Annotated in this window: 18 protein-coding genes; 8 read left to right on the top strand and 10 right to left on the bottom strand. The window is 39.9% G+C overall.

The features are described from left to right. Positions 1–12: 12 nt before the first annotated feature. The 6 genes from I6J03_RS15690 to xpt form a co-directional block, all read right to left on the bottom strand. Positions 13–3,375, bottom strand: coding sequence for a SusC/RagA family TonB-linked outer membrane protein (locus I6J03_RS15690; RefSeq protein ID WP_232279636.1), 3,363 nt, complete (start codon positions 3,373–3,375; stop codon positions 13–15). A 257-nt stretch (positions 3,376–3,632) separates the two neighbouring features. Then, the gene (locus tag I6J03_RS15685) at positions 3,633–4,730 is read right to left on the bottom strand and encodes a FecR family protein (RefSeq protein WP_003004482.1); all 1,098 of its coding nucleotides are present in this window, start codon (positions 4,728–4,730) and stop codon (positions 3,633–3,635) included. A gap of 63 nt (positions 4,731–4,793) precedes the next feature. Then, the gene (locus I6J03_RS15680; protein ID WP_003004485.1) at positions 4,794–5,339 is read right to left on the bottom strand and encodes an RNA polymerase sigma factor; all 546 of its coding nucleotides are present in this window, start codon (positions 5,337–5,339) and stop codon (positions 4,794–4,796) included. A gap of 327 nt (positions 5,340–5,666) precedes the next feature. Beyond that, positions 5,667–6,689: a nuclear transport factor 2 family protein gene (locus I6J03_RS15675; protein WP_157600391.1), complete on the bottom strand. Its 1,023-nt coding sequence runs from the start codon at positions 6,687–6,689 to the stop codon at positions 5,667–5,669. A gap of 419 nt (positions 6,690–7,108) precedes the next feature. Continuing rightward, entirely contained in the window at positions 7,109–7,690 is a 582-nt protein-coding gene (locus I6J03_RS15670; protein WP_003004491.1) for a helix-turn-helix domain-containing protein, read from the bottom strand. A gap of 458 nt (positions 7,691–8,148) precedes the next feature. Continuing rightward, positions 8,149–8,718 (bottom strand): xanthine phosphoribosyltransferase, encoded by a 570-nt coding sequence (gene xpt, locus I6J03_RS15665; protein ID WP_003004494.1) that lies wholly within the window; start codon positions 8,716–8,718, stop codon positions 8,149–8,151. Positions 8,719–8,973: 255 nt separating this feature from the next. On the opposite strand from xpt, the gene I6J03_RS15660 reads away from it, so the two are divergent. The 5 genes from I6J03_RS15660 to I6J03_RS15640 all read left to right on the top strand — a co-directional run bounded on the left by I6J03_RS15660 (position 8,974) and on the right by I6J03_RS15640 (position 12,388). After that, the gene (locus tag I6J03_RS15660) at positions 8,974–10,005 is read left to right on the top strand and encodes a L,D-transpeptidase (protein WP_003004497.1); all 1,032 of its coding nucleotides are present in this window, start codon (positions 8,974–8,976) and stop codon (positions 10,003–10,005) included. A 66-nt stretch (positions 10,006–10,071) separates the two neighbouring features. Then, positions 10,072–10,824, top strand: coding sequence for a murein L,D-transpeptidase catalytic domain family protein (locus I6J03_RS15655; RefSeq protein WP_201693802.1), 753 nt, complete (start codon positions 10,072–10,074; stop codon positions 10,822–10,824). Between the two features lie 220 nt (positions 10,825–11,044). Next, complete coding sequence (locus tag I6J03_RS15650; protein ID WP_003004503.1) at positions 11,045–11,557, top strand: GNAT family N-acetyltransferase; 513 nt, start codon at positions 11,045–11,047, stop codon at positions 11,555–11,557. 14 nt (positions 11,558–11,571) lie between these two features. Then, a complete protein-coding gene (locus tag I6J03_RS15645; protein ID WP_201693800.1) occupies positions 11,572–12,147 on the top strand; it encodes a pentapeptide repeat-containing protein in 576 nt (191 codons plus the stop codon). 40 nt (positions 12,148–12,187) lie between these two features. Further along, entirely contained in the window at positions 12,188–12,388 is a 201-nt protein-coding gene (locus tag I6J03_RS15640; RefSeq protein WP_236586193.1) for a DUF6965 family protein, read from the top strand. Positions 12,389–12,491: 103 nt separating this feature from the next. Here the strand turns inward: I6J03_RS15640 and I6J03_RS15635 are convergent, their stop codons facing one another. Together I6J03_RS15635 and I6J03_RS15630 are read right to left on the bottom strand one after the other, a co-directional pair. Then, positions 12,492–15,683 (bottom strand): TonB-dependent receptor, encoded by a 3,192-nt coding sequence (locus I6J03_RS15635; RefSeq protein ID WP_232279638.1) that lies wholly within the window; start codon positions 15,681–15,683, stop codon positions 12,492–12,494. Between the two features lie 94 nt (positions 15,684–15,777). Continuing rightward, entirely contained in the window at positions 15,778–16,413 is a 636-nt protein-coding gene (locus I6J03_RS15630; RefSeq protein ID WP_039989614.1) for a helix-turn-helix transcriptional regulator, read from the bottom strand. 75 nt (positions 16,414–16,488) lie between these two features. On the opposite strand from I6J03_RS15630, the gene I6J03_RS15625 reads away from it, so the two are divergent. The 3 genes from I6J03_RS15625 to I6J03_RS15615 are packed head-to-tail and all read left to right on the top strand — an operon-like array spanning position 16,489 to position 18,193. Then, on the top strand, positions 16,489–17,109 hold the full coding sequence (locus tag I6J03_RS15625; protein ID WP_003004520.1) for a superoxide dismutase: 621 nt from the start codon (positions 16,489–16,491) through the stop codon (positions 17,107–17,109). Then, complete coding sequence (locus I6J03_RS15620; RefSeq protein ID WP_003004524.1) at positions 17,106–17,603, top strand: DUF2480 family protein; 498 nt, start codon at positions 17,106–17,108, stop codon at positions 17,601–17,603. Before I6J03_RS15625 ends, I6J03_RS15620 begins: the two co-directional genes overlap by 4 nt. A gap of 8 nt (positions 17,604–17,611) precedes the next feature. Beyond that, on the top strand, positions 17,612–18,193 hold the full coding sequence (locus I6J03_RS15615; protein WP_003004528.1) for an NADPH-dependent FMN reductase: 582 nt from the start codon (positions 17,612–17,614) through the stop codon (positions 18,191–18,193). A 760-nt stretch (positions 18,194–18,953) separates the two neighbouring features. Here the strand turns inward: I6J03_RS15615 and I6J03_RS15610 are convergent. Together I6J03_RS15610 and I6J03_RS15605 are read right to left on the bottom strand one after the other, a co-directional pair. Next, the gene (locus tag I6J03_RS15610) at positions 18,954–20,255 is read right to left on the bottom strand and encodes a hypothetical protein (RefSeq protein ID WP_003004531.1); all 1,302 of its coding nucleotides are present in this window, start codon (positions 20,253–20,255) and stop codon (positions 18,954–18,956) included. Positions 20,256–20,265: 10 nt separating this feature from the next. Next, the gene (locus tag I6J03_RS15605) at positions 20,266–22,293 is read right to left on the bottom strand and encodes a hypothetical protein (protein ID WP_003004534.1); all 2,028 of its coding nucleotides are present in this window, start codon (positions 22,291–22,293) and stop codon (positions 20,266–20,268) included. Positions 22,294–22,307 lie beyond the last annotated feature (14 nt).

Here is a 22,307-nt window from a genome sequence, read left to right as displayed (position 1 = left end):
ATCATACTCCTTTTAGAAAATAAAGTTTAGGCCTAAAGAATAAGTTCGCTGAAATGGATAAACAGTTCTGTCTCCTACAATTTCCGGATCCAGATAATCCATTAGTTTGGTAAATTCAAACAGATTTTCACCACTTCCGAATATGCGTACACGCTCTACACCCCATTTATCTGTAAGATATTTGGGCAATGTATACCCTACTGTGATGTTTTTAACACGCAGATATCCTGCATTCTGCAAGTATTTGGTCTGCGTTGCTGCCAGTTCGATTCCACTTTGCTCAGCAACATAAGATTTTGGTCTGGGCAGGTAAGCATTGGGATTTTCCGGGGTCCAGTGATCCATATTAAATTTTGTCAGATTCGCCCACGGTTGAGCATAGATACCCCAGAAGTAATGATCTCCACCGGAAGGATAATAATTTCTTTTGCCTACTCCTTGAAGGAATACACGGAGGTCAATTCCATTCCAGGCCGAGCTCAAATCCAAACCATAGGTATACCGTTGTCTGGAATTACCAATGATCTTATAATCGCCGGGGTTTGCAAGCGTCCAGTCTCCACGGTTTACTTTACCATCGCCGTTGATATCGGCAAATTTCAGATCGCCGGGCTCCAGTCCGCGCGTGCCGGGATAAGAAGTTACATCATACTGATTAGCATGGGCGGCGATCTCTTCTTTAGACTGAAAAAATCCTAAAGTGGTCAATCCCCACATTTCACCTATCTCCTGTCCTACGTAGTAATCATTCAGATTATTCTTAGGATTATTGTATTTTTCGATAAATGCTCTGCTATCAGCCAGATTAAATCGTGCTGAGAAAGAAAGGGGCTTATGTCCGACCATAAATTCTTTATTATAGCCCAACGTCAGCTCCCAGCCTTTGGTCATCAGATCTGCCGCATTCTCAACAGGCACACCTACTCCAAGTACGATAGGTAAAACACGGCCTGCTGTAAGCATATCTTTTGTATACCGGCGATACATATCAAAGGATCCGAAAAACTGATTATTGAACAGACCGATATCTACACCAAAATTGGATTGTGTAATCGTCTCCCAGGTAAGTGTAGAGGATACCAGACCAGGACTGTTTACAATAGGAGGACGTTTGCCATCCAGGATTACACCTGTTCCTTTTGGCATTTCAGCGATATACGGATAATAATTATCTCGTAGATCCTGATTGGCCAAGGATCCGTACGAAGCCCTCAGCTTGAAGTTATCAACCGTTTTTTTAAGGGGTTCAAAGAATTTTTCCTGAGAAACGACCCATGCTCCGGAAACGGATGGGTTAAATGCAAAACGGTTCTTTTTAGGGAATCTGGATGTTCCGTCATATCGCAGATTGGACTCCAGAATATACTTATCCTTATAGGAATAGTTTAATCTGGCGAATGCTCCTCTTACTGCCCAGGCATAATCGTAGGCTCCTACATTGGGTCTTTCACCTGTAGCCAGTCCAATACTAGGAAGTGAATTGGAAATTAACTGATCTCTTGATGCAGAAAAAGATTCATAGATACGCTCTTCCTGATTAAAGCCAAGCATGACCGAAAAGTAATGGTCCTTAATTGTCTGCTGGTATTGCGAATAGATGTTATATACATTATAACGTGTCTCTTCGCTGCCATTGGAAGCAATGCTGTTAAAATTCTGACGATTGACAATACCAGGACCTGTACTGAATTGCAGGGGTAACATATAGAAATTACTTTTACCGGATACTCTTCTGAATGTAGCATCTGCATTCAGGCTCCAGACACCTTTGATAAAATCTATCTTTGCACCAAAGCTGCTCTGAAAATCATTTATACGCTTGATACTTCTCCCCCCTTCAGCAACCGCTCCTATGATATTGACTCCCGTCTGTGTATACGTTCCGTCAGGATTATAGACCATATCCAGAGATGGCTGACGATTTACGTTATGCCAGTACAGATAGCCCTGATCTACTGCAGACGGCTGATCGTACTTAGTATTTGTATAAGTCGTATTATTAGATAATGTAAACCAATCCGTTATTTTATAATCTCCCTTGGCTCTGAAATTGTAACGGTCATAGGTATCAGGACTTATCCTGAGCATTCCGTTCTGTCTGAAATATTCGCCGGATATATAATAGGACGAACGTTCATTTTTCTGCGATATACTAATGTTATTGGTATAAGAAGGCTGAGCATCTTTATACACTTCCTTAAACCAGTCTGTAGAACCCAGATAGATATAGGCATTCGGATTCTGCGGATCTGTGATCACACGAGGTAAGGAAGGATCTTCACTTACCTGTTTCCCGTACGCCAGCATTTTCTCATCATATAGATTATACCAGGGTGCAGACATCAGATTCCGGTATTTCATTACCTCATAGGGATTATCTTCAACCTCTATCGAACGGGTGATTGCTTTTGCCGCAAAAATCGAGTTTGCCGCAATCTTGATATCTGTACTTGTTCCATTCTTGGTAGTGACCAATACGACTCCAAATGCAGCCCGGCTACCATAAATCGCTGCAGATGCCGCATCTTTGAGTACGGTTACACTAGCGATATCCATTGGATTCATCCGGTTCAGTTCGTCATTGGTAGTAGGTATCCCATCAATCACAATCAGCGGACCTCCTCCTGAAAGCGAAGTATATCCTCTCACATTGATCTGCGGGGAACTGTTTGCACTCCCGCTTGTAGGGGTAATATTCAGATTGGCCATAGCCCCCTGTAAGCCAGTCCCTACATTGGTAATCGGGCGGCTGTCTAAGAACTTTTCACCAATCTGATCCACTGCTCCGGAAAGATTAACTCTTCTCTGTGTACCGTATCCCACTACAATGACTTCTTCCAGATGGGATTCTTCAGCTTCCATACGCACATTAATCTCACTTTTGCTACCTACAACGACTTGCTGATCTTTGTATCCTATAAAACGAAATAGAAGTATTCCTTTTTCAGGAACCCGGATGGAGTACCTGCCGTTGGCATCTGTTTTGGTTGAAAGTCCTGCAACACCCAATACAGATACTGTGACTCCGCGCATGACACCGGTAGAATCACTGACTACTCCGGATACTTCATTATCTGTTTTTTTTCTTTCTTTGATAATAATAGTGCCTCCTAGAATCTCAATTGCCAGATTCTGGTCTTTTAGTGCGCGGCCCAAAACAACCCGCACATCCGATTCAGAAGCAAATACATTAATGCGGCCTGCGCGTTCGAGTAATTTTTCATCATAAAAAAAACGCAACTTCGTTTGTTTGGATATCTCCTGAAGTACATTTTCGATTTTTGCATTTTTCATAGAAAGACTCACTTCCTGCGCATATCCTGATGCTCTGGCTCCCACTGTACACAGCAGTACCAGAATACAAATTAACTTCATAGTTAGTAGGACTTTAAAAACAAGTGGATTTGATCGACTTCTCCAGTCAACTTGTTCTATTAATGGAGAAAAAAAATTCATAACTTTGAATTGTTAAAGGTTAATAAATCAATAGAATTCACATTTCAATTAAAATTTGCCTTTCTCAATACAGGGGGTGCTCCAACACCTCCTTTTTTTATTGTTCAGGCACTAAGTCAGATACCTCAGGTTCGATTCATATTCTTGTGGTTTAGATTAATAATTACTATCGTTCATTATTTTACGATGACTCTACGTCCGTCTATTTCAAATCTGCGTTGCGTGGCCGATGACAGTATATTCAGTACTTCTGACAGTTTCATCTCTCTGCTAATGGCACCTTTATACGTAGTGTTTACTGTTAAAGAGTCCGCATTTACAATTTCCACATCGTACCATCTTGCCACCTGGTTGATAATCTCTTCCAGATTATCACTGTCAAAATAAAATTCACCTCTCTGCCATGCTGTATTTTTTTGAATATCTGCGGGTGCAACAGCTACATGACTGCCTTTTATAAGTGCTTCATTTCCGGGAGATAAGAAAGTTTCCTTTTGACCGGTAATGATCTTCACCTTTCCTTCTACAAGTGAGGTACTGATTTCTTCGGTATAGGCATTGACATTAAAACTGGTACCCAGTACTTCTATTACTGACCCGTTCAGCTCTATCCGGAAAGGTCTGTGTGCATCCTTTGCAACATCAAAATAGGCTTCTCCTGATAATTTCACTATACGCTGATCCGAACCAAATGTCGCCGGATAAGTCAGTGTTGAGGAAGAATTGAGCCAGACATGTGTACCATCACTCAGAATCACTTTATATTTTCCGGCATTGGGAACCTCTACTGACAACATACCGTTTTCGGCAGATGAAGACAGGCTGTGATCAGCCTGCGAATCCGCAGAGGTCTCACGTTTACCATTGGGATAGGTAATAACAGCATAGGAAGAACCAGGCATAATATCATTTTTGTATTGCCCGGTAGAGTCCGGAATTACAGCCGCCAGGTCAGCAGTTACAGACAAGGAGTTGTTTTTCCAGTATATTCCTAAGACTCCGCTCATAACAATAAGTGCAACCGCAGCAATCAGCATACGCTTCCATGTGAAGAATCCGGGAGATACTATCCTATCGTCCTGTAGCTGAATCTGATCCAGGAGTGCCGACTTGGATCTTTTGAGCACATCTTCCTGTTCAGGGACTGCCGGCCCCTCTACTTCAAAAGAATAGAACCATTCCATCACCTGTTGCTCCTCTTCAGGAGTACATTGACCATTCAGATATTTCTGTAATAATTTTTTAGCCTGCTTATTCAGGTTGTCTTCATTCATACAACCATATAACCTGACTAAACCGAAAAAAGTACCGAAGAAAAATGAAAAAATTTGAAAAAATTATTTGACCAGGATTTTGAGACGTGACATGGCCAGAGAAATATTGTTTTTGACTGTTTGCTCTGAGATGGACAATTGGCAGGCGATATCTTTTATACACATATCCTCTCCTCTGCTCAGGTTAAATATAGAGCGCATAGTGACGGGCATCTTCTGGACTTCATCTTCCAGTAATTTGGCCAGCTCTTTGGCCATTAGTTTTTCCTCACTATTGTGCGGACAGATTATATCTTTTTCTGCTTTGACCTCCAACCGCTCAAAATGCTTTATGCGTTTTTCACTTTTGACCATCCAGTCTATTACTTCGTAACGTGCAGCTTTGAACAGATATGGATATATGGAATCTCCTACCTCGATTTTTGCACGCCTGTTCCATAACGATAGAAATACTTCCTGCAAAATATCTTCTGTATCTGTAACAGAATGTGTTCTTTTCAGGATAAAACGAAAAAGAATATCCGAGTACCTGTCAAACAAAATCGAAAAGGCTTGCGTATTGTTGTTTTTAATTACATCAAACAATTCTTTATCGGACCACGTATTCATGACTTTCCATCCCAAATTTAAGTATTCTTTTAACTGTGAATTATTGTATCATCCACAGCACAAAGTTATAATTGTAATGCTAAGCTAATGTTAAATTAATATTTTTCCAAAATAATTATAGGCCATCGCTTATAAGAGCATGGATTGCATAAAATCACAAAAAAGGATTGCTAAGTGGTTTTACCTTATATTAATTAATTACTAAAAAACAGATTACAATCCGTTATATTAAAAATAAAGCTATGAACTCTCAGAGAAAAAGCGGTGTGATTACGTAAACCACAAACCGCCCTTTATAACTTACATATTTTTTATATTACAGCCTCTTTATAAATCTAGCTGTAACGGATTTACAATATGTTCGTTCGATACTTTAGCAACAGCTTTCCAGCCATCATGATATTTTATATAGGACAGATAGTCTGTAATAATCAATTTTTTATCCCGAAAAAACTGTGTTTTCACTATCGCCGCATTTCCTGTAACTTCCATTATTTCAATAGCATAATCCAGATTTCTGATTCCAGATTTCCTTTTATCCGGAGTATTTTTATACGCTTTTACGACTTTCATCCAGTCCTGCAGAGGCAGACGAAAAAGACTGTTGTCCTTCGCTATAAGGATAGCAAAGTCTGGATGAAAACCTCTGGACATTTCTTCCACATTGAGTTTATTCAAAGCTGCATTTGCAAATGTTTCTTCCACAAGCGTCTTTAGTACCTGCTCATCTGTCATTGTATCTCTAGAAGTATGGATCAACCTGTCATCGTGTAACCATTTTTCGGTAATCCGTGCATTTTTACTGTTATCCCATTTTATATTACGTTCATATGTAATTACGGAACCGTCAAAACCGACAACCACCCAGCAATAATCGTTTTGAGCGGAATAATAACATTTATATTTCATTCCGGCTACTGCCGTTTTTTCTCCATCGATAAGGATAACTTCATCATGTCTTTCAATCCATAGATTCTTCAGATTAGCGGCTAGCGTTTTATCCAGTTTGAATAAAAATTCCATAGCTATTCTTTCTGTCTCGGATTCAGACAGCATGTGTACATTTGAATATTTTTTATCCATCGTACTAAACCCTAGAATCTGTTTGTCCTTTTTTGAAATAAGGAATGAAAAATGTTCTCCTTGAAGACCTTTGTTTTCCGGTTTTTCAAATCGGAACAAATAAGCCTCTACATCATTTGATTTTACATTTTTCACTGTGTGGAAGCTGTATCCATCCGGAATTCTTATTACTTTTTCCAATTCCTCCAAATAGGTTCTGATTTCCTTTTCGGACAGTCTGTATCCGGTCTTAAGTGTTACATTACGGGCATTTGTAGTAGTGATCATAGCGAATGAAGTTATTATGAACATCAATAGAATTATTAAATATCGTTTCATATAAAAAATGTTTTTAATTATCAAAAAATGTAAATAATCTACAAATGTAAATTAAAAACAAATATTTCATATTAACAACACTAATTGTAATTAATTTACAATTTAAGATTAGCGGTATTTATAATAAAGAATTCATCTTCTTAAATCCTATACTAAAAAGAAGTGCTGATATTGAGGAATCAGTGAAATTTAGGTTAAGTTGAAAAACAAAGTCCGGGCTGACAAATGCACCTTTAAGATACGTGCCAATATATTAAAAAGGTATTAACAGCACTGCCTTAGCTCTGATTGAGTAGGATAGCGGTAAAGCAACCAGATTCCTGGCAGCGTGATTATAATAAATAGCTATATTAATATCCGTATAAAGATCAGGCTTTATCCTGTTCAAAAAAATACACGATCAACATGCTTGCTTTCTGCGTCCCTGAATTACGTGGAGAATGAGAAAGTCTACCGTCAAACAATATAGAATCTCCTTCTTTGAGGTGTATAATTTCATTTTCAAAAATATACTCCACCTCTCCTGCCAGAATGTACTTGTATTCAAAAGCTTCTGTAGTGACCATAGGACGGTTTGCATCGGGTTCTAATTCCAGCAGCACAATATCCATTGTCGAATTGACGATTGAGGTCGTGAAGATCCTTCTGTACATAAATCCCAGTGCATGTTCTTTTTCAAAGGGTTCATACTGCTCTTTACGACGGACAATGACCGGTCCTAAATCGCCATCAGATGTAAATCCTTTAAAAAATTCTGTAAGGTCAATTTCCAGCGCACCGATAATGTTGATCAGAACCAGTAGTGAAGGAACAGTACGGTTATTCTCCACCTGAGAAATTAGTCCTTTACTCACACCTGCCCTGTCTGCCAGATCCTGTATAGTAATTCCTTTTCCTTTACGGATCTCTTTGATCCTTGAACTTATCTTGAATATGGTGTTGTCTTTCATCGTGTATAATTTGCTTTAATGCCCGCTGCCAACCGCAGATACAATCGTATATTCATATCCGCGAAGTAAAATCTATGTTACGAGAATATTTTCATATTTTAAGGCATCTCTTTCAAACATAATAAATAAAATCAAAACCCAAACTCTGAAGAAGCCTGATACCAGTTAAAAAAGCTAATATTAACAGCAGTTTAACATGTAGCTAACACCAAAAGAACTACTGTTATTTTTATTCTTCTGAAAATCAATATTATGTTCAAAAAACTATGTTAAATTGTATTTAACACATAATATCCACTATATTCTACCCGTTATATAGCCAAAGATTTATTTGTCCGATCAAGTATAACAGGTGCAAATAATATATCATAAACGGAAAGCCCGGACAGTATGGATACTGTCCGGGCTGTTTATTTAATCATCCACTCCTTTAAATAAAAAAGTATACTGTTAATTTCCTATCCGAAAACGACTTTTCCGTCTCCCAGCTCTTTAATTTTTGCCAGTGACTCTACCTGAATATCCGGCATTGCCCGTAACAATTCCCCGCCCTTCTGAAAAGATTTTTCAATGATAAACCCCATCCCCAACAGTGTTGCTCCGGCTTCTCTTATCAGATCGCAAATGCCTAAAGCGGCATTACCATTAGCCAGAAAATCGTCAATAAATACTAACCGGTCTGCAGCCCCCAAAAAGTCACGGCTTACACAGATATCATATGTCTTGTCTTTAGTAAAGGAATAAACCGAGGATACAAGCATATTTTGCATTGTTTTGGGCATTGCCTTTTTCACAAATACCACAGGGAGTTCCAGCAGATAACCCAGCATAATTGCCGGTGCTATCCCACTGGCTTCAATGGTGATAATCTTGTTTATCGGAAGGTGACCAAAACGCCTTACAAATTCTACTGCGATCGATTTCATCAACACAGGATCCATCTGATGATTTATAAAACTATCTACTTTCAGAATACCTCCCGCAAAACTTTGTCCGTCTTTCAAAATCCGATCTTTCAATATATCCATATCTTCTATTCTCTTAATACTGCCTTTTATTCTGTTCTCAGAAACTTCTTTTCTGAAAAATGATGCAAATATACGACAATCCGGACATCGTCAGGTTGATCAGGACACTTTAGCACACTTTTTGTATAACTGAGCTATTACAAATCCATACCTGATGTACTACGATTATTTGATTTTGCTTTGATATAACAAAAAGTGGCAGTATATTGATTAAAAAAAGCACATCAGGATGACTTAGCAACGGCTATTTAAATTATGAAACAAACAAAACAGGTTTACTTAACTTTTTACATTATACTCTTATTATCTTCATGTACCTCTAAAAAGAGTCCTGAGCAGACACAGGAAAACAACAAAAAGGATTCACTGGAGCAGGTTGCAAAAATGCAAAAGGAAGCTGAACGGCAAAAGCCGGTCGAAGCTTCAGATATCAATCTGAAAAAAGATTTTCTCTATGACAACCACAGTCTGGAAGACACTTATCCTTATAAAGATACTACACGCAGTTTTCAGTGGGATAAGATAAAAGAACGACTGGCATATGTGGTAAATTTTCAAAAGAAAGCCGGACAATACGCTATCCTTCAGAATTATAAAAACAAAAACAGGGAAGCTCCGGTTGTCAAACACTTTGAGCGGAATGCCTATACCCGTGTCTCTGATTCACTGGGTGTGGAACGCTATCAGTCGGCCCCCCTATATGTAGTTGGTGAATCAGATAAACCGACCCGATACGGAAGAGACGGATCATTAGTCAGGTTATTGAGCAGTGATACACTGGATATGGTCAAGGTTGAGGGTATTTCATTTGACGGCACCTGGGATGTGCCCAAAAGATATGTCAAAGCTATCAGCGATTCGACGACTTTCAATCATGTCGTTGTCGTCGATGTACGCAACCAGAATATATGTACATTAGAAGGATCCGGCAAGGACTGGACTATACGGAGTATGAATCCGGCAACGTCCGGCAGACACAAACCGCCTCATGCGCAAGAGACTCCTGTAGGCTTGTTTATGATACAGGAGCACAAGTCTAAAATGTTTTATTATAAAGACGGAACGACCAGTATTGACGGCTTTGCGCCATACGCAAGCCGCTTTACCAACGGAGCGTATATACATGGAATACCGGTCAACAAACCGGCTACAGCTATTATTGAATATAGCTCATCGCTGGGAACTGTGCCCCGCTCACATATGTGTGTTCGCAATGCTTCTTCACATGCAAAATTCGTCTATAACTGGGCTAAACCCATGAATGCACTGGTAATAGTGATAGATTAACGTTATTTAACATTTTGAAAATCATATTATTACTACCTTTGTAGTGGAAAATTGTGATTTTGTGTTATGATTAGATTTTTGTATATTTTCTCATTAGTATTGTTTACCTCGTCATCAGCATCTGTTTATACAGGTAAGCATATTGAAAAAAAAACCGTTGTAAAACCAAGTAAAAAAGTATCTCCTGTTCAACAACTGTACGCCAGCATGCATCTGGAGCCTATTCTCAAATTAGAGGCTTTTGAGCAGGCTATGCGCGGACGGAGTATGTTGTCAACGGACAACAGGGACACGATGACGATTATTGATTTTACACTCCCTTCAACGGAAAAAAGACTGTACGTACTCGACCTGAAAAACAGAAAAGTACTTTATCACAGTCTGGTATCGCATGGTCGCAACAGCGGCGAAAAATTTGCGACTTCTTTCTCTAACCGCAACAATTCGTACCAAAGCTCGCTGGGTTTTTATGTTACAGAAAAAACCTATCAGGGTAGTAACGGCTATTCGCTGGTATTGAATGGTCTGGAAGAAGGAATAAATGACCATGCAAAGGAAAGAGCTGTAGTGATGCACGGAGCAGATTATTGCAGTGAAGCCGTCATTGCTTCTACCGGACGTCTTGGCCGGAGCTATGGATGTCCTGCACTTCCGCGTGAACTCAATGCCGAGATTATCAATACGATTAAAGAGGGAACTCTTCTTTACATCTATGCCGATAATCAGAATTATGCGAATAAAAGCAACATTCTTAACCGTGAATCTTCACTGCTTGCACAAAGGGATGTTGAAAATAATGATAAACATCATTTAAATTAACATAGTTTCTAAAGAGGTATGTTTGAAGATGTTAAAATCAATCCGATAACGGGTAGATATTACCTGATTTTGGGTTTATTTTAACATCTTTTTTGTTTACCGTATACCCGTCCAAACATCTCAAACTGTTCTCATACTCCTGTTTTCTTTTCTGAAAAACCTGCAGCTTGTTGGGCTGCTGTAAAAGGATTTGTATCTTTAGTACCTAATACTAAAGCAAATGATCCGTCTGGTTCCTTTCCAACAATCCAACTTTGAGCAATTGATCCGAATGGTGCCAGATGAAGAATTACTGGTACAATTTGCCGGCTCTATTTTTTCATTCCCACTTACCTCTCAACAATTAGATTTCTATTCAAGTGATCCTGACAGAATTGCTTTTGCTGTCTTTACACTGTCTGAAAACCGATATATTGGTCATGCAGAATTGTACAAGAGCGAACATAATCATTACAAAATCTGCAGGGTATTAATAGGAACTTCCGGGGACAGAGGAAAAGGCTTTGGCTCTGCATTGATTGACGTATTGTGCAGGTATGCATTTAACGATTTGCAGGCCGAAGAAGTAGAACTCAATGTATTTGACTGGAATGATGCTGCTATACACTGCTATCAAAAGAACGGTTTTTCATTCCGCCCTGAAAACAATAAAATTATAGAATCCTCTAATGGGCAAATGCTGAATTCGCTGAATATGGTATTGAAAAAGGAACTATTTAACAAATCAAGCTAATACAAATCTATCTCATGAGTGAACAGTATACACAGGATGAAACTTTTGAAAGAATGGACTATACTTCTCTTGCTCTGGCAAAGGGGGAATATGATAATTGTACATTTATCAACTGCAATTTTGCAGAACAGGATCTTTCGGGATTCAAATTTATAGACTGTAGTTTTAAGCATTGTAATCTGAGCCTGGTTCGCCTGGAAAAAACAGCATTGCGCGATATTACCTTTGAAGACAGCAAAATGATTGGCATACGCTATGAAAACTGTACGGATTTCGGACTTGCTTTTTCATTCACTCGCTGTCAGCTGCAGCATTCCTCTTTCTATGGGCTCTCTCTAAAGAAAATAGTTTTTAAGGAATGTTCTCTTCAGGAAATAGATTTTTCGGAGAGTGATCTTTCGCAGGCAGTTTTTGAGAATTGTGATCTTCTCAGAGCCAATTTTTACCACACCAATCTGGAAAAGGCAGATTTCCGGTCGGCCTGTAATTACTCGATCGACCCTGAAAATAATAAACTTAAAAAAGCCAGGTTTTCAGTTTCGGGAATAGCCGGATTACTGGATAAATATAATCTGCAGATTGAACATTAATTGACGTATATCTATTGGTTATTTGGCTATATTTGCGGCTATGGATGCAGCTGAACTAAAACAGTATTTTTCAAGCCGAGAACTACCTACCGAAATCCGAATAGCACCACACATGGTGGTGACAAATGTTCCTGAATTTTTAAGAATTAGCTTTATATGCGTAGATATGTGGGAAAAAGATGTAGAAAAATGTCCCTCATGGGTACGTCTGCAATTGCTTAAAGATGCAATAGAGCAATAAGCAACGTATATCTTTTGATCTACTTCTCCGTTTCGGGCTTATAGCAGTCAAATAAAAAAGCACGTCTTACGGACGTGCTTTTTGAATAAGATATCATTAAGGATTAGAATCCGTACCGTAGACCTAACTGGAACTGGTATGGATTTCCGGAAGGATTGACAATTCCGGAGTTGTTGACCCGGTAATTAAACTGCTGTTTTGTGACATCAAATTGAGGTACAGCAGCTGTGCCGGTTTCTTTATTCTCAGGTATACCCAGTGCATAGAGCGCCTGTGAACCCAATGATTCGTTGACACCCCAGTCTTTCTTAAAGAGGTTACCCAGATTGAAGACATCAGCAGATACTTCCAGTGATTGTGTGCGGCCAAACTTGAATTTCTTAGCTACACGCAGATCTACTATTCCGTAGAAGCCGTTTACTCCGCCGTTACGTTCAGCTATTTTACCTGAATATTTCAGGATATAATCTTTCAGACTCTGACTTGCATTCGGATTGTTCAGAAGATCATTCAATCCGGCAGTAACATTCGCAGCAGTATTCGGACTATTCGGATCAAATATATAGGCAAGATCATTGGTATTAGATACAAAGTCACCGTTGATATTACCACCCGCAAGTAAACTGTATCGTGTACCGCCGATTCCGGAGTAACGTACACCGACACTCACACCGTAGAATGTAGGTAAAGTACCATAGAATACCACTTTATGTCTGAAATGGCCGTTTGAATAGCTCATTTTACTCAGATCACGGGGATCATCTTTTACAGGAAGAGAAAGAGTAGCTGTATTTGCGACGTTACCGTTGTAGGAAGTATTATCTTTTGTATCATTCCACGTATAACTCAATGACACAGAGCCGTCCTGAAAGTATTGATATGATCCATCCACGACTACGGCAAATTGATTGATTTTACCTTCACTGTTCAATTCCAACACACGGCCAAATTTGTTACTAATACGCCCTTGTTTCCAGTCTGCAGCACCATTTACAATTGCAGTAGCAGGCACATATACGCCACGATTGTCTTCGTTAGCTAATCTGAAAAACGGATCTGCTACCATATTGCGGTCTACATACATATAGTTATTACGTCCCAATGTCGCAAAACCTGTCACACCTACCTTGATACGATCATTGATAAATCGGGTATAGGAAAGGTTGGCTTTGTATACAACCGGAATCTTTGCATTGTCTGAATAGGTATTGATGGTAGGAACCTGAAAAGCTGCCAATGTGGGAATACTACCCGGATTCTGACGATAGGCATTAAAATCCGGTCTTGGCACATCCGCACCTCGTACGTCTACAGTTGCAAAATGTTTTCCATCAAAAGTAAGGTTATTGATGGTCATATAGTTGTTGATGTCTGACGCAAAGATACCTGCTCCGAAACGAAGAAAATCGGTCTTGTTTTCATTGACATCCCAGGTAAACTGTACACGGGGTTGTACGACAAATGATTTCAGCTTGTTATCTGTACGAACTCCTACTTCAGAAAGCAACAGTTCATTGAGCGGCGAAGTCGGATAGCGGCCATAATCCAGACGAAGACCTGCTGTCATATCCAGTCCTCTTGCAAGTTTGGTCTGCATCTGCCCGTAGATACCGGCATTAAAAATATTACCGGTTACGGTAGGGTCAGCCATTAAAGGAACCTCACGATAGAATGCATATGGAGTCAGGTTATCAAAATTCTGTAATGCTGTAAACTGATCACTTGGTCTGAACTGAAAACGTCCGTTCACCTCGCTGCCATACAGAGACTTTGCATGCGTATACATCAGGTCTACACCAAACGTATAGTTTATTTTGTCTGTACTCAAATACACGTTATCTACCAATTGGATCACATTATTAGTAAATCCTTCCTGAGCAAAACGGTGTCCTCCCAGCTGCACATTAGTGGCTAGAGACTTTCCGTCTACAGGAGAGGCAATATTTTCAACAATAGCTCTCGGAATATTCGCCCCCGGAAGCTGATCGCCCGGACTGCTTTTCTGATACGTGTACAAGTGTTGTACTTTTAGTTCATTGGTCAGTCGCGGAGATAAGGATGTACGCAAAGTTGCCAGTAAACTGTTATCTATGTTTTTATCATTCCCATACGATTCAAACATATTAATGGCTGTATTATCTTCCAGTCCTAATTTGTTTCTGTCATTGGTATAATTGTCGCGTATAGTCAATAAATTTTTCTCATTGATCTGCCAGTCTATACGTGCAAATACGGCATCCGAACCACGGGTCTTGTCAAATGAGCCATACTGAGATCCATCTCCCAGACCATACTTACTACGGCCGATATTAACAAACTGATCTAACGTAGCACGTGTGATATTAAAGCGGCTTTCGTCTGTGGCAGATTGTACATCTGCAATAATCAGAGGGCGTGCATCTCTCTGATGATCCCAGGCTACAAAATAATGAAGTTTATCTTTGATAATAGGACCTCCTAAAGTAAAGCCATACTGATACGTAGAAAACTTGTTGTTACGTTTGTTACCACGAATGTCATACGGACTGGATAACCAGTCTGCACGTGCGTATGTCCATGCACTACCGCTCAGGGTATTGGTACCTGCCTTGGTCACAGCACTCACTGTTCCTCCGCCACTTCTTCCATATGTCACATCATACTGATTGGTGACCACTTTGAATTCACGTACAGCTTCGATTGAAATAGAATAGGGTGCTCCGCTTCGACTGGTCGTAGAACCCGCAGAAGTCGGATTTTTTGCAGTCATACCGTCGATGGTAAAATTAGTGGATGAGCCCAATTGTCCTGAAAGATTATCTCCTCTGCTTAAAGGTGAAAGATCCATAAGAGAGGTAAAATTACGACCGTTCACAGGAAGCTTTGCGATGTCTTTTGCGGATACCGCTGTGGCTGCTCCGAGATTCTCGATCTTATTTTTCATAGCATTAGCAGTCACGTCTACGACATCCAGTGTATTACTGGATTCTTCCATCGGAATGACCACGCGAATGATATCTCCCTGATTAAGCATAAATCCGTTACGGACCTGCTCACTATAACCTACATATGTAGCTCGTACTACATAAGGGCCTCCTAACGGAAGTTCTTTGAATGTAAAATCTCCGTTAGCTGTTGTAGATGTTTTGGTATTGAATCCTGTAGATTCATTTCGGATCTGTACTGTCGCTCCTGCTACTGCATGTCCTGCCCCATCTGTAATCTTTCCGGAAATACTGGCTTGTGTCGTTTGTGCCATGACGTCATAATGACCCCATAACAATAAGCATAAAATAGTAAGTAAATATCCTTTCATATACATTGTTTATTGATGGGGCTAAAATAGTTGTAGCGTATTAACTTATGACCACCAATAGATTAACAAATGATTTAGAAAGTGTAAAGTAATCTTACTCCTTTTGTTTAATGACATATGTACAGCGACGTGCACCCGCCACAATATGACTGATCCGGTCTACCGTTACCTGCGCACCTAATACTGTCCGGAAGGTGTTAAGCTCATTATCACAGAATCCCTGACACTGTGAAGCTGCCGCACAAATAGGACAATGATTTTCGATAAACAGATATTCACCATCCGCTTCGCTTCTGTATTCGGCCATATACCCTTCCCGCTGACGAATATCGACAAGTGCTTCTATACGTGGTTCGAGATCTCTTATCCCGGAAAGATGTTGCGTGTAACGGTCCAGAATTTCTTCTCCGTTAGCTTTTATGACTTGCTCTAATGCCTTTTCACCTAATGTCTCCCGGATAGTACGGATAAGATTAACAGTCAGATCTGCATGTGTATCCGGAAAACGGGATTGTCCTTTGGAGGTCAGTGCCCATATTTGTTGTGGACGTCCCCTCCCTTTTGATTCAGTAGTAGACTCTACCAAACCTTCATTTGCCAGTTTTAACAAATGGAAACGTGCGCCTTCAGTAGTCACTCCCATCTCTTTGGCCAAAGCAGCCAACGGAAGTGCTCCTTTGGTTTTGAGTATCCAAAGTGATTTTTCATTATCCGGCAAATTATTATTCATAATAAACAAAGTAATTATTTGGTTTAATAAACAAAGTTAATACCTTTGTTAAACAAAAACAAAATTACAAAAATTATGGCTTATCAATTACCGGCTCTGCCTTACTCATACGATGCATTAGAACCTTTCATCGACAAGGCAACCATGGAAATCCACCACGACAGACATCATCAGGCATATGTAGACAACCTGAATAAAGCTCTTGAAGGTCAGACTAATCCCGAATCTTTAACAGCTTTACTGGAAAATATAAGTAATTATTCTCCTGCATTGCGTAATAATGCCGGCGGGCATTACAATCATGAATTATTCTGGAATATTCTTTCTCCTTCGCCACAGACACAACCACAGGGAGCACTTGCAGATGCCATTCTGGCTAATTGGGGTTCATTAGACAATTTCAAGGAGCAGTTTGGCCAGCTTGCAATGACACGATTCGGCTCCGGCTGGGCCTGGCTGTATGTCAAATATAATGGCAGTATTGCGATATGTTCTACTCCTAATCAGGACAATCCGCTCATGGACATCAATATTACAGACAGGGGATTCCCGATAATGGGGATAGATGTATGGGAGCATGCTTACTACCTGAAATATCAAAACAAAAGAGCTGATTATCTGGCTGCTTTCTGGAGTATATTAGACTGGGAGGCTGTATCCCGCAACTATAATACTATACAGAACAGACAATCATGACAGGATCAATTGTGAACAAGGTACAGCAGTCAGGTATCATCGGTCTTGACCTCATGGATTATGCACCGCAGGTATCTTTTGTGCAACTGGACATCAAAGATATGCTGTATATGGGTATGATGCTCAGGGAGAAGGAATTCAGGGAGAAACTGCAGCAGCTCGATTTTTCCTTGTTCGAAGGCAAGGCGGTCACTATTATGTGTTCCTCTGACGCAATTGTTCCTCAGTGGGCATACATGCTGCTGACAACTTTACTTCGTCCCCATGCATTCAGCTTATCCTTTGGAGAACAGGATCATCATTATCAATCACTTTGGATAAACGCGATTACAGCAGCTGACTTTACACATCTCAAAGGGACAAAAGTAGCTGTCCGCAATGATATCCGGGTACCTGAAGGAATCTATATGGCTGTTACGTCCCGGTTATTACCACTGGTATCCGGACTTATGTACGGAGAGGTGGGAATGCCAAAAGTTATTTACAAGAAATAATACAGGTTATGAACATACTAATATTTAACGGAGCTCTGGAAAGAAGACCATCTTCTACTTCACATAGTATCATTCAATTTTTACAACAAACACTGGAAGAAAATGGGATCCATTCTACCGTATTCAATCTGGCAGGATCTGCCATACCTTTATTTGATTTTACTCTTTCTAAAACACCGGTCGCTGTAGAGATCATGACGCAGCAATTCAGAGAAGCTGATGCGCATATCTGGCTTACTCCTCTCTATCATGGCAGTATGACGGGAGTTATGAAGAACTGTCTGGATTGGTTAGAAATATCAGCAAAGGAATCAAAACCTTACCTGACAGATAAAATGATCGGTCTTATTTCATGGGCTGATGGCGGACAGGCACTGCAAGGTATTAATGCTATGGATGCTATCGCCAAATCTCTGCGTGCCTGGCCGGTACCCTTCAGTGTACCGATCGTAAAACCCTTACTTTTTGATGAAGGAAACCCGGGACAGATTACGAAAGCCTATCAACAAAAATTGAAACTGCTGACCCATATTCTCATTAGCAAGCAGATATCAGCAAGATCGCTACAGGATAATGATGTTATACTTTAACATCTCTTAACATTTCAACACATACTATTGCAATTCTGACAGCGTTATAGTAGTGTTAAAAATGACTTTTCATAATTTAGGTTAATAATTGATAAGATCCTCATTCATCACCCCGGTGTTTGAGGATTTTTCATTTATCACTTTTATATTTTGCCGTTGATACTGTCCTAACCGGCTAGATTTCAACAGTTGGTGGAGACACCAACTGACGCTGGAAAGTTTCCTAATGCTGTAGTCATTTCAATGTTTCCATAGGTGTTTGGCGGACTCCTCACCGGCAACATTTCAACAGTTGGCGGGGACGCCAACCGACGCGAGAAAGTTTCCTAATGCTGTAGTCATTTCAATGTTTCCATAGGCATTTGGCGGACTCCTCACCGGCAACATTTCAACAGTTGGTGGAGACACCAACTGACGCTTGAAAGTTTCCTAATGCTGTAGTCATTTCAATGTTTCCATAGGCGTTTGGCGGACTCCTCACCGGCAACATTTCAACAGTTGGTGGAGATACCAACCGACGCGAGAAAGTTTCCTAATGCTGTAGTCATTTCAATGTTTCCATAGACGTTTGGCTGACTCCTCACCGGCAACATTTCAACAGCTGGCGGAGACACCAACCGACGCTTGAAAAGAGCACTTATATCACAGAGAAATAACTGCTCAGTAAATCAAGCTCTAAACATAGATTTTAAAATAAAAAAAGAGTCTGAATATAGTTCAGACTCTTTTTACTCATAACTCATATTCTGGGTATAAATACTTAAAACAGCTGGTATAAAGCATGTATATCCGCTTGTTTCAGTCTAATTTCACCTTTCAGAACTGACCAGTCTGCTGTTGATCTTGTTGCACTTAATGTGATATTATCGATATGATTCCATGCTGATCCGGAATCTTTCTTTAAAAACATTCTGTTCCAGCTATCAGCGCGCAAATGCAGATAGAAGTAATTCGGGACATTATTCCTGGTATTTGTAAAATCTGCAGGAGTTCCGGTATTCAAAGCTATCAGATCACCTTTCACCTGTTTTTTGAATTTATAGAACATCTTTTCCGGCAGATAAGCCGCCAGATGCGGAGATGACCGGATGACAAACTGCAGGTCCGGCACCTCAGCTTCTCTGACCTCCTTCTTCTCCGACATTTCAAAATTGTCATCCAGATCATAAGTGACAATAGTATCGATCTGTTTGACAGGATCTCGTCTCCATTGCAGATCTACATATCCGCCAAGGTATTTGGAAAGCGTATCCACGGGAATCTTATGCTTTTCCAGACTGTCTTTATATTGATTTAAAACAGGTCTGAAATCCACATTCAACCAGCCATACGCTACACTGGATGTATCCAGCTGACGAGCAGTTGCCTGCTCAGGGGCATGCCATAATGCCGAATATATATTACCTTCCACCTTGATATTCCCATTATAAAAGTTTGTCCTGATGACCGATTTATCAATCAAATCTGTATACAGCAGATCTGCTTCTAATGTATCTAACTGCATGGATTTTGCGGTAGCCAGATTCTTCGTATCTTCTAACAAGCTACGCATTACCGTAAGTCGCTCTGCCGCTTCCATTCCGAATGCAACTACAAATCTGTCCTGATTGAATAAAACTGCTGACCGTTGATTTCGCGCCTTGACAAAATAGAACTGTGATCCTTCCAGTAAGACCGGTTCCAGTGCAAAATTGACTTTCAAAAATTTAGCAAAAGCTTCCTTATCCTTCAGGGATTGAATGGTATAGTAAGTATGGGGATCGTTACGCAGTGAAAACAGATAGACATTGGCCGGGATATCCCATCCGGATTTCCATATCTTAATCCGCTCCAGACTATCTCTTTTTGATTCTTTTTTACCACCAAAGTAAGTACCCGGATGAATCAATGCATTTTTTGCAAGAGAAGTCAGCATCCGGTCAACAGAGATACGGATTACAGCTTTACTCTGTACATGTATCTGTGCATCTCCCGAAGCCGATTGCCGCACAGTCAGATACCCCCACACACCCAGCACCACTACAATAATCACAACTAAAATCCATAGGAATACCTTTTTCATGCGCTTCTATCTATTTTGCTGTTTTAAGAAAAGAATCTATTGTACCCATAATAAATGAAACTGCATTCTTTCCTTTTGACGGAAATTCGACAGACATCTCTCCACTGATCTTATTCCCCTTCATACCCGGAGAAGCAATATAAACCGGACCATATTGTTCCAGCTCATTAACCGTCTCCTGCATCTCTGATATAACAGGAACATTCAAATCTCTCAATATCTGAGGAATACGGGATGTATTCAGAAAAGCAAGGAAACTGTTTTTCTTCAATAACCTGGTATACGTTGATCCTGCTTTTTTGTGAATTTTATTATCCCGTATATCTTTTAATTCCTGACGGTCATTTCCTACGAATACAATTCCGTTATTGATCAGCACAAACGCATTAATATCTTGCCCTCTCTTGCGTTCAAATTCGTATACACCATCATTATACAGCACGACCTTTTCTTTCAGTCCGACTTTCAGCAATTGTTCAAAAATTCTAGGATCCGCAGAAGAGAACATCCACAAAAACTTAGGAAGTTCTTCCATTTTGGTACGTTCTACGGGAATACTATTATAATCTTCATCATATTCGTAGTCTGTATATTTCACTTCTTCTTTGACGACACCATTCAATACAAACAGGTTATCCCCAGGAAGTACTTTGGCTATTGCTTTTTCATCCAGCAGAATATCAAACAGCGTGGTTCCCAAAGTCAGTGCTTCTTTGTAATTAGGAATAAGAGAAGCATAATAGCCTTCCATATACTTCGGCATAAACTTCAGGTAAGCTTCTGTATTGATATTTGCAGAAATCACACCAAGTGCATTTTGATCTACGTATTGGTAAAACTTAGGGTTTGGTTTTTTCTTATAGATATCTTTATAATACCGAACCAGACTCTTATCCACTTCCATATCTGCGACCAGTTGCAGTTTATTACCCTCAACAACAAGATTAGCTGTCAATTCTCCTAATCCAAACTTGAATTTGGAATCATACAACGGGTCAAATCCGGTAGTCAGATACAAGAAGTATTTTGGAAAATAATCATTGTACAATCCTTGCACACTCTTAACCCAGATATTAGCAATTGCATTTGAATTCAGACGCTTTGCAAATCCGGTATTGGAAAAGTTATTCGCTCCCTGAGCACTAATAATGGTGGATAATCTTTGATTCATCGCCTGAGTTACAATGGCACTTTTGATGGAATCATCATGTACAACCATTTTATAATAATCCGTTTGATCCTCATCGTCCTCTTCACTGTCATCATAAGGTACATCCATTACGATTTCGGGAACACCGGTTGGTGGTGTTTCTATCTCCGGAACTGCGATGACTTCAGGAGCTTTAGGCGGAGATACAGGGACAGCCAGCGTTTTTTCTTCCGTGAGCTCTATGGCTTCTACTTCCGGCACCTCTTCTGCCATTACAGTATCTACTTCCATATCATCATACATATCAGCATAAGTAGTATCTGCCATTGCAGAATCTACCTCCACATCATCATACAGATGACTCAGTCCCCTGCTTTGTAAACCATAGCGTTCTGCAATACTATCTTGCTGAAAGTACTCATCTGTAATGATTCCTGTCAGCATATACAACGTATTGTTGTCCCAGCTCACACGTGTTTCGCGATCTTTAGAATAGAATGTCTGCATTCCATCTACCATCTCGATCTTTTTATGCGCAGGGATCATAGCACTGAATTTTTGGGCGTCCGCCAATGGAATCAATGCACCTATATAGTTGATACTATCGTTCTTAAGGTTATAAATATAAGCCTGAGAAGAAAGATTTATTCCAAGATCTTCGATGTTCTTTACATTTCTAAAATTGCTTTCATCCATCTTTCTGAAAAATCCTGCTTTTCGCAGTGTTTCATTAAAGTCCTGAGGATTGGCCAAAGAAAAGAATTTCTTTGTATCAAGAGTAACAACCAGATTGGCATCAGCAGGTATTTTACGAACCAGATCCTGTGCATAAGCGCCTACAGAGACAGCAGCAGTCGTCAATACTGTAAGCAAAAATTTCATATTCATATATTAATATTGGG

It is taken from the genome of Sphingobacterium spiritivorum (assembly GCF_016724845.1).
Lineage (GTDB): Bacteria > Bacteroidota > Bacteroidia > Sphingobacteriales > Sphingobacteriaceae > Sphingobacterium > Sphingobacterium spiritivorum_A.
Note: the sequence above shows the minus strand (reverse complement) of the source record. Positions and strands in the feature narration are given on the sequence as shown.